Source organism: Vicingus serpentipes (assembly GCF_007993035.1).
Taxonomy (GTDB): Bacteria; Bacteroidota; Bacteroidia; order Flavobacteriales_E; family Vicingaceae; genus Vicingus; species Vicingus serpentipes.
In genome coordinates, this window is sequence record NZ_VOOS01000002.1 from 228,696 (window position 1) to 250,721 (window position 22,026).

At 30.0% G+C, this 22,026-nt stretch carries 15 protein-coding genes; 4 read left to right on the forward strand and 11 right to left on the reverse strand.

What is annotated here, in order from left to right:
- The first annotated feature begins 1 nt into the window (after window position 1).
- The 4 genes from FRY74_RS05005 (at window position 2) to FRY74_RS05020 (ending at window position 3,886) form a co-directional block, all read left to right on the forward strand.
- Window positions 2–391, forward strand: a complete 390-nt coding sequence (locus FRY74_RS05005; RefSeq protein WP_147099239.1) for a VOC family protein — start codon at window positions 2–4, stop codon at window positions 389–391.
- Window positions 392–403: 12 nt separating this feature from the next.
- Window positions 404–1,177, forward strand: a complete 774-nt coding sequence (locus FRY74_RS05010) for an enoyl-CoA hydratase/isomerase family protein (protein ID WP_147099241.1) — start codon at window positions 404–406, stop codon at window positions 1,175–1,177.
- 87 nt (window positions 1,178–1,264) lie between these two features.
- Window positions 1,265–1,684: a hypothetical protein gene (locus tag FRY74_RS05015; protein ID WP_147099243.1), complete on the forward strand. Its 420-nt coding sequence runs from the start codon at window positions 1,265–1,267 to the stop codon at window positions 1,682–1,684.
- Between the two features lie 120 nt (window positions 1,685–1,804).
- Complete coding sequence (locus FRY74_RS05020; RefSeq protein WP_147099245.1) at window positions 1,805–3,886, forward strand: OmpA family protein; 2,082 nt, start codon at window positions 1,805–1,807, stop codon at window positions 3,884–3,886.
- 39 nt (window positions 3,887–3,925) lie between these two features.
- Here the strand turns inward: FRY74_RS05020 and FRY74_RS05025 are convergent, their stop codons facing one another.
- From FRY74_RS05025 to FRY74_RS05075, 11 genes are all read right to left on the reverse strand, one after another.
- On the reverse strand, window positions 3,926–4,984 hold the full coding sequence (locus FRY74_RS05025) for a branched-chain amino acid aminotransferase (protein WP_223265828.1): 1,059 nt from the start codon (window positions 4,982–4,984) through the stop codon (window positions 3,926–3,928).
- Between the two features lie 96 nt (window positions 4,985–5,080).
- Window positions 5,081–5,767, reverse strand: a complete 687-nt coding sequence (gene cmk / locus FRY74_RS05030) for a (d)CMP kinase (RefSeq protein WP_147099248.1) — start codon at window positions 5,765–5,767, stop codon at window positions 5,081–5,083.
- Window positions 5,764–6,882, reverse strand: coding sequence for a type IX secretion system protein PorQ (gene porQ, locus FRY74_RS05035; protein WP_147099250.1), 1,119 nt, complete (start codon window positions 6,880–6,882; stop codon window positions 5,764–5,766). Before porQ ends, cmk begins: the two co-directional genes overlap by 4 nt.
- Window positions 6,883–7,019: 137 nt before the next feature.
- Window positions 7,020–9,071 (reverse strand): PP2C family protein-serine/threonine phosphatase, encoded by a 2,052-nt coding sequence (locus FRY74_RS05040; RefSeq protein WP_147099252.1) that lies wholly within the window; start codon window positions 9,069–9,071, stop codon window positions 7,020–7,022.
- A 28-nt stretch (window positions 9,072–9,099) separates the two neighbouring features.
- Window positions 9,100–11,520: an alpha-ketoacid dehydrogenase subunit alpha/beta gene (locus FRY74_RS05045; protein ID WP_147099254.1), complete on the reverse strand. Its 2,421-nt coding sequence runs from the start codon at window positions 11,518–11,520 to the stop codon at window positions 9,100–9,102.
- A gap of 116 nt (window positions 11,521–11,636) precedes the next feature.
- Complete coding sequence (locus tag FRY74_RS05050) at window positions 11,637–12,773, reverse strand: ABC transporter substrate-binding protein (RefSeq protein ID WP_147099256.1); 1,137 nt, start codon at window positions 12,771–12,773, stop codon at window positions 11,637–11,639.
- A gap of 30 nt (window positions 12,774–12,803) precedes the next feature.
- Complete coding sequence (locus FRY74_RS05055; protein WP_147099258.1) at window positions 12,804–17,879, reverse strand: hypothetical protein; 5,076 nt, start codon at window positions 17,877–17,879, stop codon at window positions 12,804–12,806.
- 160 nt (window positions 17,880–18,039) lie between these two features.
- Complete coding sequence (gene tpiA / locus FRY74_RS05060; RefSeq protein WP_147099260.1) at window positions 18,040–18,789, reverse strand: triose-phosphate isomerase; 750 nt, start codon at window positions 18,787–18,789, stop codon at window positions 18,040–18,042.
- Between the two features lie 7 nt (window positions 18,790–18,796).
- Window positions 18,797–19,873: an ABC transporter permease gene (locus FRY74_RS05065; protein ID WP_147099261.1), complete on the reverse strand. Its 1,077-nt coding sequence runs from the start codon at window positions 19,871–19,873 to the stop codon at window positions 18,797–18,799.
- A 10-nt stretch (window positions 19,874–19,883) separates the two neighbouring features.
- Window positions 19,884–21,359 carry a hypothetical protein gene (locus FRY74_RS05070; RefSeq protein ID WP_147099263.1) on the reverse strand — a complete coding sequence of 492 codons (1,476 nt, stop codon included), beginning with the start codon at window positions 21,357–21,359 and terminating at the stop codon, window positions 19,884–19,886.
- Window positions 21,360–21,445: 86 nt separating this feature from the next.
- The gene (locus tag FRY74_RS05075) at window positions 21,446–21,988 is read right to left on the reverse strand and encodes a DUF1599 domain-containing protein (RefSeq protein ID WP_147099265.1); all 543 of its coding nucleotides are present in this window, start codon (window positions 21,986–21,988) and stop codon (window positions 21,446–21,448) included.
- Between the last annotated feature and the right edge of the window lie 38 nt (window positions 21,989–22,026).

Here is a 22,026-nt window from a genome sequence, read left to right on the forward strand (position 1 = left end):
TATGAGTTTAAATTCACTTACCCCTAACCTAATGGTTAACGATGTTGAAGAAACATTAGAATACTATACAGATTTATTAGGTTTTACTTTATTAAGAACTGTACCCGAAACTGGAAAATTAGATTGGGCTATGGTAAAACGTAATGATGTTCTTTTAATGTTTCAGTCAACTAAAAGTTTGACTAATTCAGTACCTAAACTAAAGTCTCAAAAGCCAGGAGGTGGATTAACTTTTTACATTAAAGTTGATAGAATTACTGAATTACATGAAGAACTATATAACAATGAAGTAGAAATTATTTCAGATTTAGAAAGTACATTTTATGATACAATTGAATTTTCTATAGTTGACGTAAATGGCTATGTATTAACATTTTCTGAAGAAAAATAAAACGATAATAAAATGACAACAGCAATAGAACAAGGAACAGTAGAATTTGTAATTAACGACAAAGGAATTGCAACTATTGAGTTTTACCATCCTATGAGTAATTCATTACCTGGCAAAGTTTTAAATAAATTAGCCAACACAATTACAGAAGTTGGCAACAATGATAAAGTAAAAGTTATTATTTTAAAATCGAAAGGTGATAGAGCTTTTTGTGCAGGTGCAAGTTTTGATGAATTAATTTCAATAAACGACTTAGAAACTGGAAAAGTCTTTTTCTCTGGTTTTGCTAATGTAATAAATGCTGCAAGGAAATGCCCTAAATTTATAATTGGCCGAGTGCAAGGAAAAGCTGTTGGAGGTGGTGTTGGCATGGCTAGTGCAGTTGATTTTTGTTACGCTACAAAGCATGCTTCAGTTAAGTTAAGTGAACTTGCAGTTGGTATTGGTCCTTTTGTAGTAGGACCAGCTGTTGAACGAAAAGTTGGTACATCTGCAATGAGTATGATGGCCATAAATGCAACAGAATGGTATCCTGCTGATTGGGCAAAAGAAAAAGGTTTATATGCTGAAGTTTCTGAATCAATTGAAGAAATGGATGCTGCAATAGAAGTTTTAGCAAATAAATTGGCTTCTTCTAATCCTCAAGCAATGAGCATGCTTAAAAAAGTATTTTGGGAAGGAACTGAAAACTGGGATACTTTATTGGTTGAACGAGCTGCAATGAGTGGAGAATTAGTACTTTCTGAGTTTACACGAAATGCGATTAATGCTTTTAAGAAAAAATAGTTCAATTACTGATATTTATCAGTCCTTTTTATAATTATTAAATCGAACTTTATACTATATTAATAAACTAAAAAACGATAAATAATTATGAGTCAAACAATAGAATTAAATCAAGGAGAAATAAAAGTTAATTTTTCATCGCCAACTTCGGGTAAAGTATCATTTGCTGATTTAGGATTAAGTGATACAGACTTAGTTTTTGAAAGTGGATTAGTAAGATTAGTTTTCGATTTTGAAGGTATTGGTGAGCATAGCTATTTTCAGATGCCAACAATTAGTATTAGTTATGCTGAAGAAATGGCGGAAACTCATTGGCAGTGTGATTTTAACGAAGAAACTATCCTAGATAAAACTGATCATCACGGTCATTCTACAGTAATATTATTGAATAGAAATAAATTAAGTGAATTAGAACATCATCATAAAAATGCATTAATTGTTCATGGTGAATTCCCTCAAGCTGTTCACATTTCTGCTAAAGATTCTTTCATTAATTTCTTTAAATAGAAAACATTTAAATATCAATATTAAAGAGGGGAACTTTTAGTTCCCCTCTTTTTTTATACGACATATGCCCTATTCTATTTAAAATAACTTTAAATTACTTTTGAATAAAAATCAAAGCATATGAAACAGATATTAATAACATTACTTTTCAATTATATTTTACTTTGTTCTTTAACTGCTCAAGAAACAGTTTTAGTTAATGAAGAATTTAATGACAATTCATTTGGTTGGTATGAAAACAATGGAGAAAACATTAAATGTGAAGTGAAAAATGGCACATATTTAATAAAAAATAAAACAGAAAGTTCAAGATGGATTTATCAAGGTTTATCTGATTTAGCTCCCGATACAGAAAATTTTACAATTGAAATAAAGTTAAAACAAAGCTCTGGAGAAAAAGGATATGGTTTTGGGATATTATTTTCTATGTATGGCGATAATAGCTCTTATCAAAAGTTTTTAATTACCTCTAATAAAGATTATAAATTAGATCACTTTTATAGTGAAAAAAGCCATATTATGGTCGACTATAAAAAAACAGAAGCCATAAATGAAGGTTACAATTACAACGTTTTAAAAGTAGTAAAAACTGCAAATATTGTAGCTTATTTTATCAATGACGAGTTAGTTTATAAAACAGGAAAGTTCAGCTATTATGGATCGAGAATAGCATTTTTCCTTGGAAATAAAATGGAAATGGAAATTGACTATTTAAAAGTCACTAAAACTCCAAGAAATATAAATCTTGTTAAAGGAGCTAATAATATAGGCGATAAAATTAAGCTGAGCAACAAAATAAATACTGATGAATATGATGAATTAGTACCTATTATTTCAGCTGATGGAAAAACTTTATACTGTGTAAGAGCCGACACTCCTGAAAATGTAGGAGATCCAAAAGATGACCAAGATATTTGGTACTCTACACTTGAAGAAAATGGTGAATGGAGTACTCTTAAAAATTTTGGAAAACCTTTAAATAATACTGGGAACAACTTTCTAGTTTCAGCCTCTCCTGACAACAATTCACTAATCGTAGCCAATACATATAAGCCTGATGGTTCAAAAAACACTTCCGGACTATCAATTTCAAATAAAACAGTAGATGGATGGGAAGTACCTAAAGCTTTTGTTATTGAAGATAATTATAATGACAATAATTATGTTGCCTATTTTTTATGTTCAGATAATAAAACACTTATACTATCTGTTGAACGAAAGGAAGGTGCTGGTGAAAAAGATTTATATGTAAGCTTTATAAAAGATGATAATACTTGGAGTAAACCTAAAAATTTAGGTTTGACTGTAAATACTTTTGAAGATGAGACAAATCCTTTTGTAGCTGCTGATAACAAAACTTTATATTTTTCATCAAAAGGACATTATGGATATGGTTCTTATGATGTTTTCGTTTCAAAAAGACTTGATGATACTTGGACTAACTGGAGCAAACCACAAAATTTAGGTTCAAAAGTAAATTCTCCATCAAGTGAATTAGGTTATTTTTTAGATGCCTCTGGTGAATATGCTTATTTATCTTCAGGTGGAGATATATGTAAAATTGAAAACTCAGAAAAACCTGAAGCTGTAGTATTAATATCTGGGATAACTTACAATAAGAAAACAGCTAAACCTATGACTGCAAAAATCAAGTATTATGATTTAGAAGCAAATGTTGAACTTGGTATTGCTAATTCTGATCCTGTTACTGGTGAATATAAAATTATTTTACCTGCTGGTAAAAAATACAGTTTCGTTGCTCAACAGGATAACTTTTACCCTATAAGTGAAAATTTAGATTTAAAACAGCTAATAGCATATGCTGAACAAACAAAAGATTTATTCTTATTACCTATTGAAAAAGGTGAAGTAATTCGATTAAATAATATCTTTTTCGAGTTTAATGAAGCAAAACTAAAAAGCGAATCTTTTAATGAGTTAGATAGATTATTCGATATTTTAGTTCAGAATAATGAATTAAAAATTGAAATCAGTGGACATACAGATGACAAAGGGAGTGATGAATACAACAGAAGTCTATCAAAAAGTAGAGCTAATTCAGTTATGGATTATCTAACATCTAAAGGAATTGATAAGGTTAGATTATCAGCTGTAGGATATGGAGAATCAAATCCTGTTGTTGCTAACGATAATGATGATAATAGAGCAATTAACCGAAGGGTTGAATTTAAAGTAATGTAATAAAAAAGGCTTTCTAAATAGAAAGCCTTTTTTTTGAATTTAGATTTTATGAATCCAACTGTATTTATCTTCTATTTTCTCGTGCTTTATTTCTTGAAGCATTTTAGCTAGTTTATTTGATAACTCTCTCTCTTCAATTTTTGGTAAAACATATTTGTCATCTTTAAATGTAATAGAAGCAACCTGAGCAATAGTTGCTGCAGTACCTGTTCCAAAAACATCTTTCAAAACACCTTCTTTGGCAGCATTAATAACTTCTGTTACAGAAACTCTTCGTTCCTCAACGGTAATACCCAAATCTTTAGCTAAAGTTAAAACGCTATTTCTGGTTATTCCTGCTAATGTAGTTTTAAAATCAAGATTTGGCGTGATTAATTTATCTCCAATATGGAACATAACATTCATCGTTCCTGACTCTTCAATATATTCATGATTTACAGAGTCTGTCCAAATTAACTGCTGATAACCAGCATCTTGACCTAGCTTTGCAGGATATAAAGCTGCAGCATAATTACCTGCTGCTTTAGCATATCCAACTCCTCCTTCTGTTGCTCTAGAATAAGAAGTTTCAATTTTAACATTTACAGGTTCTGCATAATAAGAATTAACTGGTGCAGTAAAAATGATAAACTTATATTCATCTGCTGGTCTAACCCCTAAAAGTTGTTCGCTAGCAAACATATAAGGTCTAATATATAGAGAACTTCCTTCTGTTTTAGGAACCCATTCTGAATCAAGTTTGATTAGTTGAGTTAAACCTTCCATAAAAATATCTTCTGGAATTTCAGGCATACATAATCGCTTTGCTGAAATATTTAATCTTTTAGCATTGTCTAATGGTCTAAAAAGTAAAACTTCATTTTGTTCATTTTTATAAGCCTTCATTCCTTCAAAAACTGCTTGCCCGTAATGCAAAGCAGCACAAGCAGGGCTTACTTCAATTTTGCCAAAAGGCAATATTTTAAAATCAGACCACTTACCATCTTTATAATCTGCCACAAACATGTGATCAGAAAATTGTTTTCCAAATACAATGTTATTAAAATCTACTTCTGTTATTTTTGATTGAGAAATTTTTTCAATCGAAATCTTACTCATTACTTCTGTCATCAGCACTCTATAATATCTGTTATGATGCGAATTTACTCATTTTTTGAATAAAAAAATAAATTCTTAGCTTCTTCTGTTTTATTCTTAACCGATAATGTTTTTAGCATAATTCAATGCTAATTCAAATTGTTCTTCTTGAGTAATATCTGAATTATCAATTACTATTGCATCTGGAGATTTTATTAGAGGGTTTTCAGTTCTACTTGTATCATCGTTATCTCTTAAAACTATATTAGCCATAACATCTTCAAAAGAAACCTTATCTCCTTTTGCTTTTAACTCATCAAATCTTCGTTGAGCTCTTATTTTAGGGCTAGCAGTCATAAACAACTTTAATTCAGCATTTGGAAAAACAACAGATCCAATATCTCTTCCATCCATTACCAAACCTTTATCATCTCCCATGGCACGTTGTAAATCAACCATTTTTTCTCTCACTTCCTTTATTTGAGCAACTTTACTAACATGATTAGAAATTTCTATAGTTCTAATATCTTGTTCAACATTAACTCCATTTAAAAATGTTTCTGATTTACTTTGGGCTAGGTTATATGAAAAAGAAATTTTAATCGATGGTAAGGCTGCTAAAAGCTTAGTAACTTCTAAGACATTATTAACTATAAATCCTTTTTGTAAAGCATATAAAGAAACAGCTCTATACATAGCACCAGTATCAATGTAAACATAATTTAACTCTTTGGCAATCTGCTTTGCGAGCGTACTTTTTCCACATGAAGAATATCCATCAATTGCAATAATTATTTTATTCATATTTCCTCTTCTTTATTCTTTTTGGATTTCTTCTCTTTTTTCTCTTTAGGTTCTTTATAAACTTTAATATCTCGTTTATACGATTGGGAAATATTAGTTGAAATTGTAATATGATTAGATGACCCTGCTAAATGGTAGCGAGCACTTCCATAATTAATTTGAAATCTATTTAGCCTAAAACCAACCCCCCAACTAAAACCAACTAATCCTGGTTTTTCTTCTATTGCCAATTCTGAACGACGTTTAAAATTAAAACCAAATCTTAAATTAAAATTCTTAGATGGAATTATTTCTGCTCCTAAAACGATATGTCTTAAAGACTCCTTTAAAAAGCTTGATTTATTTCGTTCGTCTTTTTCTTCTTCACTTAAATTAGTGTTAGAATTAGTTAAGTAAGTCGAATCGTTATAAGCTAAATTCCAATTCTCTAAATTGTTTAATGTTAGCGACAATCTTAATGGCACATATTTTAATTTTTTGGATATTCCAAACTGAACCTCAAATGGTAATGGCTCTCTTTCTCCATTATCAGCATAAGTTGTAATTTGACTACCAATATTTTTAACTACTAATGCCGTAGTAATTTGTCTTTTATGAAATTGGTAAGTTGCAGAAAAATCGGCCGCCAAGCCAAAAGAATTGTATGTATATAAATTACTATAAATAGGTTTTAAATTAGCTCCTACTGAAAAAGAAGTGTCGATACTTTTACCCCAACCTAAAACTAATGCATACTCCCCTACTGAAAATTCTCCTAACACATTACCTCCTTCATCGGCTTCTGTAAATTTACCGTAAGAAATGTATTTTAATCCTGTTGAAAATGTTCCGAGTTTCTTAAAATCACTTGTGTAAGAAACAAAGCCATAATTAATATCAGCAAAGTAATTCAAATAGGTTAAACTAACCGTTGAATGCATATCTGGAGAAAGAAGAGAAGGATTATTTAATCCTAAATTAGCATCTCCATCTTTAATTGCTATTGCTGTTCCTCCTAAAGCTCCGACTCTTGCTGAAACAGGAACATTTAAAAACTCATAAGTGTTATCACCTCCATTTTGACTAAAAGCAGGCAAACAAATTATAGCTAAAAAAACAATTAATAGGTTTTTCATTTTATCATTTAAGACTTGAAAAATACTGAAAAATATAGAGTTACTTATCACCTTATTCTTGCTTTTTTAAACATCTAAATAAAGAACATTTATGTTACGGTAAAAAGAATATAATATTGTTTTATTTAAAACTAATTTTAAACCTTAACCGCAACTACACATACATCATCTATTTGTTCTAAATCACCTTTCCAATCATTAAATGAATGCTCTAAGTTTAGTTTTAAGTTCTCTAAAGAATGTGATGAATTATCTAAAAAGAATTGTTTGAAAGGCTTATATTTAAGTTTCTTTCCTTTTATACCACCAAATTGATCTGGATAACCATCAGTAAATGAAATAACTACATCATCTTTATTAAGCTTAACATAAGATGAATTAAATGGTTTAATATTTTCAACATAAGCTCCAACAGGCTGCTTGTCTGCTTTTATTTCAATAATAGCTTTTTCGTTTGTTGGATGAATTATTGTTTTACTATTTTCAATCTCTTCGCTAGATAAATCAGCATGATTTTTTAAAATCCATATTGAATTGTTTGCCCCAGAAAATTCTAATGTATTTGTGTTTTTATCAAGTATACAAAGTGAAATATCCATTCCATCTTTTTGTTCAATGTCAGCTTTATTTTTAACTAGAGCCTTAATAATTTTTGACCTTAATTCATTTAGTATTTCATTTGGTTTTACGATACCATTTTCTATAACTATCTCATTTAAAAAGCCTATTCCTAGCATACTCATAAAAGCTCCTGGCACACCATGTCCTGTACAGTCTGCAGTTGCCCATATAGAAATATTTTTTTCTTCATTATGATGTGCCCAAAAGAAATCTCCACTAACAATATCTCTAGGTTTAAATAATACAAAATGTTCTTTACTTATCTTATTCCATTCATCTTTGCTTGTTAAAACAGCCGCTTGAATTCGTTCAGCATAATTAATACTATCTGTAATTTCTTTATGCTGCTCTTCAACTTCAAGCTTTTGCTGCATAATAATTTTATTGTCTTTTTTCTTTTGTTTAATTATTCTAAAAAATACAATTGCTAAAACTATCAATCCCAAAAGTCCAAAAATCATAATGTTTTTCAACATTTTTTCCATTTCAAGTTCAGCATTTTGTGCACTTATTTCTTTTTCCGCATCTTTTAATTTTTGCTCAGCAATTAAAATCGCATTTTCAGCAGCTAGAATTTTAGCCTCTCTTTCTATAATTAAAAGGCTATCCATTTTAGTAGTAGCTTTTAATTTTGCTAATTCTAATGATTTTCTTGCATTTTCTACCTGGTCTTTTTTTGTTCCTAACTCAATACTCCCTGACATGATAAGCCCCATATCAGCACCATCAGAAAAATCAATGTTTGAGTTACTTTTTAGCGAATCTTTTTTTGCTGACGAATTAGTTGGTATAAATTGTCTAGATGCAAATTGTTCTATTTCTTGAGATTTTGTTTGAGCATAGTTCAATATAGAATCCGCAATATGGTTCGCATTTTTAATAATTCTAGCTCTTTCTTGATTTGCTTTAACTTTCTCAGTTTCTAAAATATTTGTGTATTTTAACCTTGTCTCTTCACTTAATCGATTAACTTCTTTATCTATAGCAACTGCTTTAGTAACATTAATTCTTATCGCCTCTAATTCCTCCTGAACATATTGACTGTGTGCCTCATCAACTAAAAATTCAGCTCTTTTATCATTAAAAGCAATTTTCATCATATCAAAATCAAATTGCTCTTGTTTTGGATGTTTTTTTATTACATCAAGCTCTGTATTAATTAGAAAACCTTTTTTATAAAGTCGTTGAGGAACTCCTTTTGTATTGATAGAAACACTACTTACATAATAGTTTTCTTTAACAAATTCTACTCTATATTGTTTCTCATAATTAAGGGGGATAGAAAAAACACCATCGGCTTTAACTGTATCGCTATAAATAATCTTATTACCCAAATAGCAATTTACAACCGTTTTATCAGCAGTATTTGAAACGAAAAAATCAACAGAAGTTTTTACCAATTTAAAAATCGCATTTTTGTATGTGATTTTTTTATCTGTATCTATCTTATTTTCATACACTTTACCTGTAAATGTAATTAGTGTATCTTTTCTATTTGAATAAGCATTATTACTTATGAATAGAACTAAAAGAAGAACAGTGATAACTCTAAATAACTTCTTTAACATTTATGGTGTAAAATTGATTTTACCAAATCTAATAAATTTTAGGGTAAGTATCCCCATCATACTCATTCATAATGTTATAAGCTGCATCAAATATATCTTCTATACTTGGTTTTGAGAAATAATCACCATCTGTTCCATAAGCAGGACGATGTGCTTTTGCTGTTAATGTAACCGGTTCAGAATCTAATTTGTAATAACCTTTTTGTTCTTCAAGAATTTTCTGAAGAATAAATGCACTGGCTCCACCTGGAACATCTTCATCTACAATCAATAAACGATTTGTTCTTTCTAATGAATCAACTATTAAGTGATTAATATCGAAAGGCAACAAAGTTCTTATATCTATTAATTCAGCAGAAATTCCCACTTCGTTTAATTGTTGAACAGCTTGTAAAGCTAAATTACAAGTTGAACCATATGAAACTATTGTTAAATCATTTCCTTCAGTTAAAATTTCAGGAACACCTAATGGCACAGTAAATTCACCTAAATTACTTGGTATATTTTCTTTTGTTCTATATCCATTTAAAGGCTCAATTACTATTGCTGGATCATCCCCTTTTAATAAAGTATTATAAAAACCAGCTGATTGAGTCAAATTTCGAGGAACGCAAACATGCATTCCTCGAATAGAATTAATAATCATCCCCATTGGAGAACCTGAATGCCAAATCCCTTCTAAACGATGACCTCTAGTTCTAACAATTACTGGAGCTTTCTGACCTCCTTTAGTCCTATATTGAAGTGTTGATAAATCATCACTCATAATTTGAATAGCATACAATAAATAATCTAAATATTGTATTTCAGCAATAGGTCTTAACCCTCTTAAAGCCATTCCTATTCCCTGTCCTAAAATTGTGTTTTCACGAATTCCAGTGTCACTAATTCTTATTTTGCCATATTTATCTTGTAATCCTTCTAACCCTTGGTTTACCCCTCCAATTTTCCCTGAATCTTCTCCAAAAATTAATACTTCGGGATATTTTTGTAAGATTTTATCAAAGTTATCTCTTAAAATAACTCTACCATCTTCTTTTTGATCTGTAAAAACAGCTTTAACTTCTTCAACATTTAATGGTGATGAATCAAATTCAGAATATAATTTAGAACTATATCTATCAAAATTTAATTTTTCAGCTTCTTTTAACCATGATATTAAAGCTAATCTTGCAGGTAAATTTTCAGTTCGTGTAATTCTTAACGCTTTCTTAATTACTGAAATGAAATCTTTACGAATTGGTTCTATATTCGCACTTAACTCTTCAATCATTGGAGATATAAAACTACCATTACTACTCTCAACAACTAATTGTTTTAACATTGCAACAGCTTCATCCCTTTCTTGTTTTATTGGATTTAGGTAAGCAGTCCACGCAGCTTTTTTCTCATCTAAAACTTGTTTTTTTCCTTCTTTCTCTAGTATAGTTAATTCTTCTTCAGTAGCAATTTTATTTTCTAAAATCCACTCTTTAAATTTTTTCACACAACAATACTCAGCTTCCCATTCTAGTCGTTCTTTCGATTTATATCTTTCATGAGATCCTGATGTTGAATGTCCTTGTGGCTGAGTAACCTCTTCAACATGTACTAAAACTGGGCAATGCTCTTCTCTAGCAATTTTAACTGCTTTTTCATAAGTTTCAATTAAAGAAATATAATCCCAAGCTTTAACTTTTAATATTTCATAACCATTGTTCTTTCCATTATCTCTTTGAAAACCTTTTAGTACTTCTGAAATACTCTCTTTTGTAGTTTGGTATTTTTTAGGAACAGAGATTCCTTGTCCGTCATCCCATACTGACATAACTACTGGAACTTGTAAAACGCCAATTGCATTTATCGCCTCCCAAAAAGGGCCTTCAGATGTACTTGCATCTCCAATTGTACCAAAAGCAACCTCATTTCCTCCTTTAGAAAAGTTAGTAAAAGAAGCTAATTCTTTATTATTTCTATATACTTTTGAAGCTTGAGCTAAACCTAACAACCGTCCCATTTGACCAGCTGTAGGGGAAATATCTGCTGATGAATTTTTAATTTTTGTTAAATCTTTCCAGGTTCCATCTTCATTTAAACTACGAGTACCAAAATGACCATTCATAGATCTTCCTGCTGAACATGGTTCTGCTTCAACATCTGTATGAGCGTATAATTGAGCAAAAAACTGTTGAACAGTTAATTGTCCAATAGCCATCATTAAGGTTTGATCTCTATAGTAACCCGATCTAAAATCACCTTCTTTGAAGTGTTTAGCTAAAGCTAATTGAGGAAGCTCCTTACCATCTCCAAATATTCCAAATTTTGCTTTTCCTGTAAGCACTTCTCTTCTTCCTAATAAAGATGTTTCCCTACTTACATAAACTAATCGATAATCATCTAAAATAGTTTGTTTAAAGCTTTCTTTTGACATTTTAATGTCAGGTGATTTTGTTTCAACTTGATTACTCATCCCTTCAAAAATTTAATTAATTGAATGTTACAAACATATTCTATTAAAAGTACATGTTAGGTGTTTCGCGAAGTTAATAAATTTTAGGCATTGTTTTTATAAAAAACAACTGAAGACTAATCTAATTTTTTATAATAAAAAAGCTCATGATTTAATACTTCTGGATGAAATATGGTTATTAAATCTTTTAGAACAATTTGAGGATTGACAATTCCAGATTCCCAATAGTCATTCCCCCCTGATATATTTAATCGTTTATTATTGTTAAACAACTGATTTTTCTTAACAGATTTAAATTTTGAAAATTTAGTATCACAAGCAACTACCTCATTAATGGTTGTATAGCTATTTAAATTTATCCAATAGTCAGCATCTATTGCTCTATCAATTATTACTTCCTTATCAATTGTAAAATTAGATTTCTCTTCATTATTAGCCCATAAATAATTTGCTCCGGCATCTCTTAATAACTGAGCTTGAAAAGACTCTCCTCCAGCCATATACCATACTCCATTCCAAGGCATACCTAAAAAAACAGATGGTTTGCTTTCTATTTTAGCAACTTGTTTTTTTAACTCTAAATATTCTTTTTCTATTAAAGAAAAAATTGAATCACCTTCGCTATCTAATTCATAAAAAGCGGCAACAAACTTTATCCATTCTGCTTGTCCTAATGGATGATTCTCCATATATTCAGCATTTAAAACAACAGACAAACCAAGTTCTTTCATTTTAGTTAAATTTTTTTTAGAACTTTCATCTATTCCATAAGCCATTATTAAATCAGGTTTGTTATCTATCAACATTTCATAATTGAGTTGTTGTTCTTTGCCTATTTCTTTTATTTTGTCAGTTTTAATTCTATTTATAATTTCAAGATTGCTAACATAATCGCAACCTGACAATGCAATTATTGATTTATTTTGATTTAACTTATCAATAAATGCTAAATGAGTTAAACTCAAACATGCTATTGTTTTTATTGGTGTTTTTACAAAAACAGCATCTTCAAATCCTAAAGGTTTTTCATTACGATAAAGAATGTATTGAAAAATTGTTTTTTCTCCTTTCCAAGCATTAGAAATAGTTAATACTTTATAATCTGAAAATGTTTCAATTGAAAATCCCTTGGCATATTTAACATAATCTTGAACAGATTCTTCAACAACGAAATCTTCTTTATCTATTGTTTTATCGTTTTTACATGAAAAAAAGAAAATCATTAGTAATAATGATAACGATAAATACTTCATTAAATGATTTTTTAGTTGATTGATAAAATTCTATTTTTCTATAGATTCTAAATCCCAAAGAGTTTCGGTAATATTATACCCGTTCTTTGAATAGAAAGTACCACCCCATTTGTAAAAAGTTTTCTCATAAACATCTACATGAGTTCCTGTAACCTTTACCCTTCTTAATACAATTGCATTTCCAACTTCACTTGTTTCTTCTGTAATTCCCTGAGGATATTTATCTGCTAACTCTAAATTCTCACTTAAATGCTCTTCACCTTTATATACATCATCAAAACTAACTGCTCTAATTTTAGCAAGTGAAATTGCTTGAAAATCTTTAGAAAACTGTTGATCTAATTCTCTTTCCTTTTCAATTTCTTCTGCAAATCTTAAATGAAATTGAGATTTACTTTTTTCCATTTCTATTTTTTCATTCTTCTCTTTTAAAACTATTTCTTTAGCGAGTTGAATATTATTCTCATGGTTTTCATTAAGATCTTTCTGCTGAACAGTCATAGTCTTTTTATAACCATCTAAATAAGCTGTTTTTTCATAGTATTTTTTAATCTGTATTTCTTGATTTTTATCTATCTCAGCCTGATAAGCATCTACTTCTTTTATATTATTTTCTCTCCATTTATCAGCTGCTTCTATTTGTCTATTTTCAAGATTCTTCAATGTTTCTTTGTATTCTTTTAACTGAGCTACATTAAGCTCATAATATTTAGAACTTTTTAACTGTTGCTTATGTATGGCTGTTACTAAATCAACTAAGCTATCCCTATTAAATTGTCTTTTATTTTTTGAAGCTTTTATCAAAATTTCATTTTGACTATCAAGTAGTTTTTGATATTCTTTTAAATCCAATTCATGAGCTTTTCTTCTTTTTTCAGCTTGCTCCATATCTTTTTGAATTTTAACATACATTTCATCCAGTTCTTTTTCATTTAGAGACCTTCTATTTTCAGCATTCTCACGTATAATCAAATTTGCTTCATTTACATTATCTGCAAATGTGTATAATTCATTTACTTTATCTTCTAACTGCTCATCCTGGCTTTCTTCAAACTCTTTAATTTTTTGAGCAGTTACAATAATTTCTTCATTTGAGTTTTGTCTTTTACTTTCAGAATCAGATATTAGACTTTGTTCTGATTCAATATAAGACTTAGTGAATTCATCTAACTCTTCTTGGTTTTGTAAACGGTACTTATCCCTAATTTCATTATTTGCATTTCTATCATTATCAAACAAAATTAATTGATCACGAGTAGCTTTAATTTTTTTATCCAACGTACTTATTCTTTCACTTTCTAATTGCGTATGGTTATTTTTTTCATTTTCTATAGCTATTGCTTTATCTGAATCTCTATTTTTTAACAATTCAGCCATTCTTTTTTCAATCTCTTTTTCTTTAGAGTCATCAATTTTAGCTCTAGGACCATTTGAGTTAGAAGAAACAATTACAGTTTCATTTTCAGTTTCATTCATTCTTTTTTCTATCTCTAATAATTGCTCTTTTGGATATTTTTCATCATTAAATAAAGCCAATGCTTGCTCATATTTATATTTTGCATCCTGATATTTTTCAAACCTAAACAATCTATCTGCTTCATAAATTATTTCATTATAATTATCTCTTTTTTGCTTTTCAGCTAATAACGCCTGCTCTTTTGCTTTATCATTTTGAGCTAATTCAGCTAATAACTTATTAATTTCAATGATTTGTTTTTTAGGATATAGTTCACTAGGCATAATACTAGATGCTGAATTATACTGATTTAATGCTTCATTGTATTTCTTATTAGAAAACAATTCATCTGCTTTTTCAATAATAGCATTATACTGATCTAATTTTTGCTGTTGAGCATTATTCGTAACTTTAATCTCTTCTTGTTCACTTGAAATTTTATCTAGAATTAATTTAATTTCAAGTAATTTATCTTTTGGATATTGTTCAGACGACATAATACTTAAAGCTTTTGTATAAACAGATTTTGCTTCCTCGTAATTTTTATTGTTAAAACTATTGTCCGCACTAGCAATTAAGCTTTTATACTTCTCTTCTTTTTCTTTTTCAGCTAAAGCAGCATTTGCCTTGTCAGATGCTATTTTAGCAATAATATCATCAATCTCTTTAATTTTAGATTTAGGATAATCTTCATCAGATAGAATTGCAGATGCTTCAGTATATTTTCGTTTAGCCTCTTCATAATTTTTTGACGAGAATTCACCATCTGCTTGGGCTATAACTGCATCATAATATTCTCTTTTCTTTTTCAAAGCTTCTGCAGCCAATTTATCTTCCTCTTGCTTTAAGGCAAGTTCAGCTAGTATTTTTGCTATTTCATTTATTTTATCTTTTGGATATTGCTCTTCCTTTTTTATTGCTGAAGCTTCATAATATTTAATTTTAGCTCCCTCATAGTCTTTTGTATTAAAAGCATTATCGGCCTGAGCTATTAAAGATTTGTATTGTTGCTCCTTACCTTGTAAAGCAAGTGCTGCAGCTTCCTCTTCTGCTTTTTTCTTCGCTATTTCAGCCAATAACTGATCAATTTCAGCAATTTTATCTTTGGGATATTGCTCATTTGACTTAATTCCTACTGCTTCATTATAAGTAGATTTTGCTGCTTCGTATTCTTTTAAATTAAAACTTTTATCAGCTTTAGAAATCAAGTTTTTATATTTCTCCTCTCTATCTTTCTCAGCCATCAATGCAGATTCTTCTTCAGCCTTTTTACGAGCTATCTCAGCTAGAATAGCTTCTATTTCAATTATTTTAGTTTTAGGGTATTGTTCATTAGATTTTATTTCTAGAGCTTTTTTGTAAGAAGATATTGCTTCTTCGTATTTTTTTGAATCTGAGAAGCCATCAGCTTCAACAATTAATGCATCGAATTTATCCTGCTTTTCTTTTTCAGCTTTTTCAGCAGCTTCCTCTTCTGCTTTAGCTTTTGCAATTTCTAGTAAAATAGCTTCAATTTCTTTAAGTTTATCTTTAGGATATTGCTCTTGAGACTTTATTTCAATAGCTTGATTATAAGCTATTTTTGCTTCTTCATATTTCTTCGCAGCTAAATTATTATCTGCTTGACTAATAAATTGTTCATATTGTTGATTTTTTTCTTTTTCCTCCGCTTCCTTTTTAGCCAATTCAGCAAGTAATCCATCAATTTCAACAATTTTGTCTTTAGGATATTTTTCTTCTGCTTTTAAATCACTTGCAGATTGATATTTAGCTTTTGAATTTATATAGTCTTTAGAAGACAATAAACCATCAGCTTCTGTTATCAATTTTTGATATTGTTCTTCTTTCGCCTTTTCAGCAGCTTCTTTATTTGCTAATTCAGCAAGCAATCCGTCTATTTCAACAATTTTGCCTTTTGGATATTGTTCTTCAGATTTTAAATCGCTTGCAGATTGATATTTTAGTTTTGCTTTTTCATATTCTTTAGAACTAAACAAACCATCAGCCTCAGTGATTAATTTTAGATATTGTTCATTTTTAGCTTTTTCTTCAGCTTCTTTTTTAGCTATATCAGCTAACAATAATTTTATTTCAGCTATTTTATCTTTAGGGTATTGTTCGTCGGCTTTTATTTGTATAGCAGACTCATAAGCCTGAGTTGCTACATCATACTTTTGAAGAGCTAGTGCTTTATCTCCATTGGATATAGCTGCTAAATAATTGGCTTCTTTTTGCTTTTCTTCTGCTTCTTTTTTAGCTATATCATCTAAAATCGATTTAATCTCAGCAATTTTATCTTTAGGATATTGTTCATTTGCTTTTACAACCAAAGCTTGTTGAAAGTTAGTTTGTGCTGTTTGATAATCTTTTGAAGCAAAAGCTGCATCTGCAGCTGTAATAAATTTCTTATAATCTTCTTCTATTTTTTTCTGAGCTTCTAATTGACTCTTTGCTTCATTTATTTTCTCTTTTGGATATTCCTCAGTGGGTTTAAGTTTTTCAGCTTTTTGATATGACACGATCGATTTTTCAAAATCTTTTGCTGCAAACAAATCATCTGCTTCTTTTATTGCTGCAGTGTATTCTTGTTCCAATTGTTTAGATTCAGCTAATAATTTATCTATTTCAGTAATTTTTGTTTTTGGATATTCTTCGTAAGATTTTAACGCTAAGGCTTTCTCATATTCCATTTTTGCTTTTTCATAATCTTTTAATCCGAAAAATTGATCTGCAGCCAATATCGCATCATCATAATCTTTGGCCACTTTCTTCTCATTGGCAAGGATATCCTTTATCTCTTTTAACTTATCAGCCGGATATTTTTCTTCAGATTTATAACTTGCTGCTTTTTGGTAATTCATTGTTGCTTTATCCCACTCTCGAGCAGCAAAAGCTGCATCTGCAGCTTCAATAGCCGAATTATAACGCTTATCAGCTTCTGCTGTAGCAGCTAATTTATCTGAAATAAGCCCTAATTGAAATAATGGGTAAGATTCATCAGGGAATATTTTTGCAGCTTGATCATAAAAGGGTTTTGCTTCTGCCCATTTTTCAGAATTAAATAACTTATCAGCTGCAGCAATTGCTTTATCATAATCTCCTTGTTTAGCTTTTCTATCAGCTTCTTGCTGTTTTAATTTTTCTTCTAATTCTTTTTTCAAACGATCTAATTCACTTTTTATTGATTTTGTATAAGCTGCATCATAGTCCATGTAGCCAGTTGTTGGATCAAAAGCAACTTTTGCAATTGGTTTATTTAAAATAGAAACATCCAATCCATCCATTTTTTCAAACAAATTCATCTCCATAGGGAATTCAAAACCATATTTTGCATCGTCTGGTGGAACATTTTTTGTTGAAAACTCTATTCGTTTAGTAACGTGCCCTGGTTTTGAAAATTCTAAAACATAAACAGCATCAGGATCAAGAGCCGCTTCAAATTTACCTGAAGATTCAGAAGTAAGCGTTTTCCATACAGCTCCATTCCTTTTAACTGTTACGGTCACACCTTCAAAACGTTTTTTAGTCTCTTCTTTTTTAACTGTTCCAACAACATCTAAAGACCATTGAGCATGGCTAACCTTAGAGGTAAGTAGTAATAAAGAGATTATTACAACGCTTAATAACTGATATGTAAATCGTTTATTCAATATTTACTTTTAGCTTAACTAACAAATATCGTAATTAGGATTGATAAATCCTTATAAAATGCACTCAAATTAGTACATCATATAAAACGACAATTGTTAAATATTGTTTTAAGCATCATAATATTGATACTTAAAAACATAAAAAGAATAACTAAATGAATTAAAATGAATTAGCGATCGCCATAAAATCAACAGACTTAAGTGATGCCCCTCCTATTAAACCACCATCAACATCTGGCAATGAAAATAATTCTTTTGCATTTTTTGGATTACAACTACCTCCATATAAAATTGAAATTGAATCAGCTACTTGTTGATTGTATTTTTGAGCAATTAAAGCCCTTATAAATGCATGCATTTCTTGAGCTTGATCAGGACTTGCCGTAACACCTGTGCCGATTGCCCATACTGGCTCATAAGCAATCACAGTATCTATCATTTTTGATTCTGACAAATTAAATAATCCTTCATTTATTTGAGACTCAACTATTTTAAAATGATTGTTACTTTCTCTTTCTTCTAGCAACTCGCCACAGCAATAAATTGGAGTTAAACCATTACTTAAACATTGATTTACTTTTTCTGCTAAACCTTCGTTCTGCTCATTAAAATAAGACCTTCTTTCAGAATGCCCAACAACAACATATTGAGCGCCAACAGATTTTAACATAGATGCAGAAACTTCTCCAGTATATGCTCCACTATCTTGAGTTGAACAATTTTGAGCTCCAACCTTAATTGGTGAGTTTTCTAATGTGTTTACTATGGAATTAATAAAAGGGAACGAAGGTATTACTATTATTTTAGGAGTTAAATCAACATTAGCAACTTTTAATTCATTAACTAATTGAAGAGCTTCTTCAAGATTCTTATTCATTTTCCAATTACCCGCTACAATTTTATCTCTCATAAACTTCTTATTTTACTCGAACTCTAGGATCTAACATTCCATAAACTATATCTACCAATATATTAATAACAACAAAAATAGTTGCTGTCAACAATACTCCACCCATTATTATAGGTAAATCAAACTTCATTAAAGCATCATATAAAATCCATCCAATACCTTTCCATGCAAAAATTTGCTCGACAAATAAGGCTCCAGCCAACAAGCTAGCAAACATACCGGAAATTGCAGTAACAACAGGGTTTAACGCATTTTTTAATGCATGCTTTATAACTACTGTATAAAATGTTAAACCTTTTGCTCTTGCTGTTCTAATATAATCTTGTGACAACACATCCAACATCGAGCTACGTGTTAATTGCATAATTGCTGAGACGGGTCGTAACCCAAGTGTTATTGCGGGTAAAATTAAGTTATCCAATCTTAATATTTCACCATTCCCTAAATCATCATATTCAAACAAACTACCAGTCATATTTAATCCAGTATAATCGGATAACAAGTAACCAAATAACCATGAGAAAATAATTGCTGAATAAAATGAAGGCACAGACATCCCTAATATAGAAGAAAAAAGGAGGGATTGATCCATCCATGTATTCTGTTTTAATGCTGCAAAAATTCCAAAAATAATACCAATAATTGTTGCTAATAACATTGCTGCAGTAGCTAACACTGCTGTTTCCAACAAGTAATCACTTAATATTTCAGATACTTTCCTCTTTGTTTGGTAAGACCTTCTTAAATATGGAGTTTTAAAAACCAATACACTGGATTCCCCATAGTTCATTATTTCTGAATAATCGTATTTATCAGGGTCTAGATATAAATAATGCTCTGTGTTTTTGTCATGAACCGATAATGGTGACAAATCATTCAAATACATCATAAATTGTGTTGACAAAGGCTGATCTAATCCTAAATCTTTTTGAATAACTCTCAATGATTCTTCATCTGCACGCTGCCCCATTAACATACGAGCTGGATCACCTGGCAAAACGTTAAATAATAAAAATACAACAGTTATTACTCCGGCTAAAACCAGAAATCCATAAAGAACCCTTTTAATAATAAACTGTAACAAATTCTATATTTTACTTTAAATATTCAGTTTTAACTTCTTCGTAATCAGGCAACTGATTCACATTCCATTTACCTACAACAATACCTTCTTTTAGCAATAAAACTCCAGGATTTGCTCTTACAATTGTTTTTAATGTAATTGCATCACATGAGAAAAAATCTATTGCTACACCTTCGTTTTGTTTAAGCTTCTCTACTTCACTTTGTAATGAAGCTGTCAATCCAATAATATAATTACCGTCATTATTACATTGGTCAACAAATGTATTAATCTTTTTGTAAGATGTTAAATTGGTTTTGTTTAAATCGTATGCAACAACTAAAAATAAATAACCCGGTTCAGCTAAATAATCTTGAGCATAATCATTTCCATCCTCTCCAACCATAGTAAAATCAGTTATTGCAGGATGATCTCCAGCGACAATTAATTTTGTTTGCCTATCACTAAACTCATAATTTTTATCGTCCCAAGGATAATTACTTTCAGTAAATTCTTCTACTTTTCCTGTAGTTTTGTTTAAGTAGAAAAAAATGTTTTCATAAACATCTGGTTGAGCTCCTTCTGGCAATACCATTTGCTCTGGAATATTTTTACCAACTGCATAAGCTCTATAGTCTCTAATTGGTAAACTATTGTAAGTATAGTAAATAAATCCTAGAGTAATAATTGCTGCAAAAATCATTGGTAAAAACTGAGTGATTACCGATTTAATTAATGGCTTTAAAGCCATATACCCACCTATTCCAACCAATGTAAAAATTAAAGGAAAATACCAATCGAAAACCCAAGAGTAAAAACCAACAAAAACAAATGCAGGGATCAAAATAATAGCATCATCTCTAAGGCTATTATATTTTAATTTATGACGTTGCAAAAACACAGGAATCAACAATATCATTAAAATTAAGTCCTTGTTAAACGATTCCCAGGGAGTTAAACTACGTCCTAAAGAACCTTTCATTGCATCTCCAAAACAACCACAATCGGTTACACATTGTACCGGTAACTTTTCTTGAAATACAACATCTTTTTCATTTTCTTCGATAATTTCAATAGGCATTCCCTCATCCATTCTACTCATCATTCTAGTATATTCTGGCGAAGAAACACTTAAGGTTGTATTTTGATTATATGAAGCTGTAGGATCACAAGTTGCAGTGTGAAGGGTTAAAAAGAAAAACATTACAGTTAACCCAAGTAATGAAAATACTGTGATTTTAATTCGGGTACCAAATAATAATGCAAAACCTAAAATAATTTCCAAGGCACACATAATTAAAGCTAACAATAATGCGTGCTCCATTAAAAATTCAAGTGAAAATGAATCCCAACCTATCATGTTACGAACACGAAAAGCCAAAGCTCCATTTTCGAAATATTCTTCTAGCTTATAGCTAAAACCTAAAACGTCGTTAGCTTTAATTAAACCCGACACAATAAATAATGAGCCTACTAATATTCGTGATATGTTTGCTACTAATTTCATTTTTCTTCGTTTAAAAAATCAAAACTATTTTTTAAACATTTACCTCTTAGTGTTTTAACAATATTTAACGCTTTTTTAACCAAGCTTTACTTTTGCTCTTCAATTTTAATCAATGCAAAAACAGCATAATTAATCATGTCAGAATAATTGGCATCAATCCCTTCTGAAATTAAGGTTTTACCATCGTTATCTTCTATTTGTTTTGTTCGCAACAATTTCATTAAAATTAAATCGGTTAACGAACTTAAACGCATATCTCTCCACGCCTCATCATAATCATGATTTTTATTCTCCATTAAGCTTTTAGCAGCTATAAAATGTTTATCGTAAAGGTTTTTAGCTTCATCAAAAGCCAGTTCTGTATTTTCATTATAACCCAACTCTAATTGAACCAACGCCATAATGCAATAGTTAACAATACCAATATATTCTGAACGAACACCTTCATCAACCTTACTCATTCCTTTCTCTTCAATACTTCTGATACGTTTTGCCTTAATAAAAATTTGATCGGTTAGCGAACTTGTTCTTAAAATTCGCCAAGCACTACCATAATCTTTCATTTTTTTTGTAAAAATGTCGCTACAAATCTTTATTATTGAATCGTATTGTTCAGAAGTATTACTCATTATTGATCTTTAATTATGTTAACCATAGAAACGACGCA

Bases quoted from the DNA above. Each gene is read 5' to 3' on its own strand.
- FRY74_RS05010 (WP_147099241.1), top strand. From the start codon at position 404: ATGACAACAGCAATAGAACAAGGAACAGTAGAATTTGTAATTAACGAC.
- FRY74_RS05050 (WP_147099256.1), bottom strand. From the start codon at position 12,773: ATGAAGTATTTATCGTTATCATTATTACTAATGATTTTCTTTTTTTCA.
- FRY74_RS05040 (WP_147099252.1), bottom strand. From the start codon at position 9,071: ATGTTAAAGAAGTTATTTAGAGTTATCACTGTTCTTCTTTTAGTTCTA.
- FRY74_RS05025 (WP_223265828.1), bottom strand. From the start codon at position 4,984: ATGAGTAAGATTTCGATTGAAAAAATTTCTCAATCAAAAATAACAGAA.
- FRY74_RS05045 (WP_147099254.1), bottom strand. From the start codon at position 11,520: ATGAGTAATCAAGTTGAAACAAAATCACCTGACATTAAAATGTCAAAA.
- FRY74_RS05070 (WP_147099263.1), bottom strand. From the start codon at position 21,359: ATGAAATTAGTAGCAAACATATCACGAATATTAGTAGGCTCATTATTT.
- porQ (WP_147099250.1), bottom strand. From the start codon at position 6,882: ATGAAAAACCTATTAATTGTTTTTTTAGCTATAATTTGTTTGCCTGCT.
- FRY74_RS05020 (WP_147099245.1), top strand. From the start codon at position 1,805: ATGAAACAGATATTAATAACATTACTTTTCAATTATATTTTACTTTGT.
- tpiA (WP_147099260.1), bottom strand. From the start codon at position 18,789: ATGAGAGATAAAATTGTAGCGGGTAATTGGAAAATGAATAAGAATCTT.
- cmk (WP_147099248.1), bottom strand. From the start codon at position 5,767: ATGAATAAAATAATTATTGCAATTGATGGATATTCTTCATGTGGAAAA.
- FRY74_RS05015 (WP_147099243.1), top strand. From the start codon at position 1,265: ATGAGTCAAACAATAGAATTAAATCAAGGAGAAATAAAAGTTAATTTT.
- FRY74_RS05075 (WP_147099265.1), bottom strand. From the start codon at position 21,988: ATGAGTAATACTTCTGAACAATACGATTCAATAATAAAGATTTGTAGC.
- FRY74_RS05005 (WP_147099239.1), top strand. From the start codon at position 2: ATGAGTTTAAATTCACTTACCCCTAACCTAATGGTTAACGATGTTGAA.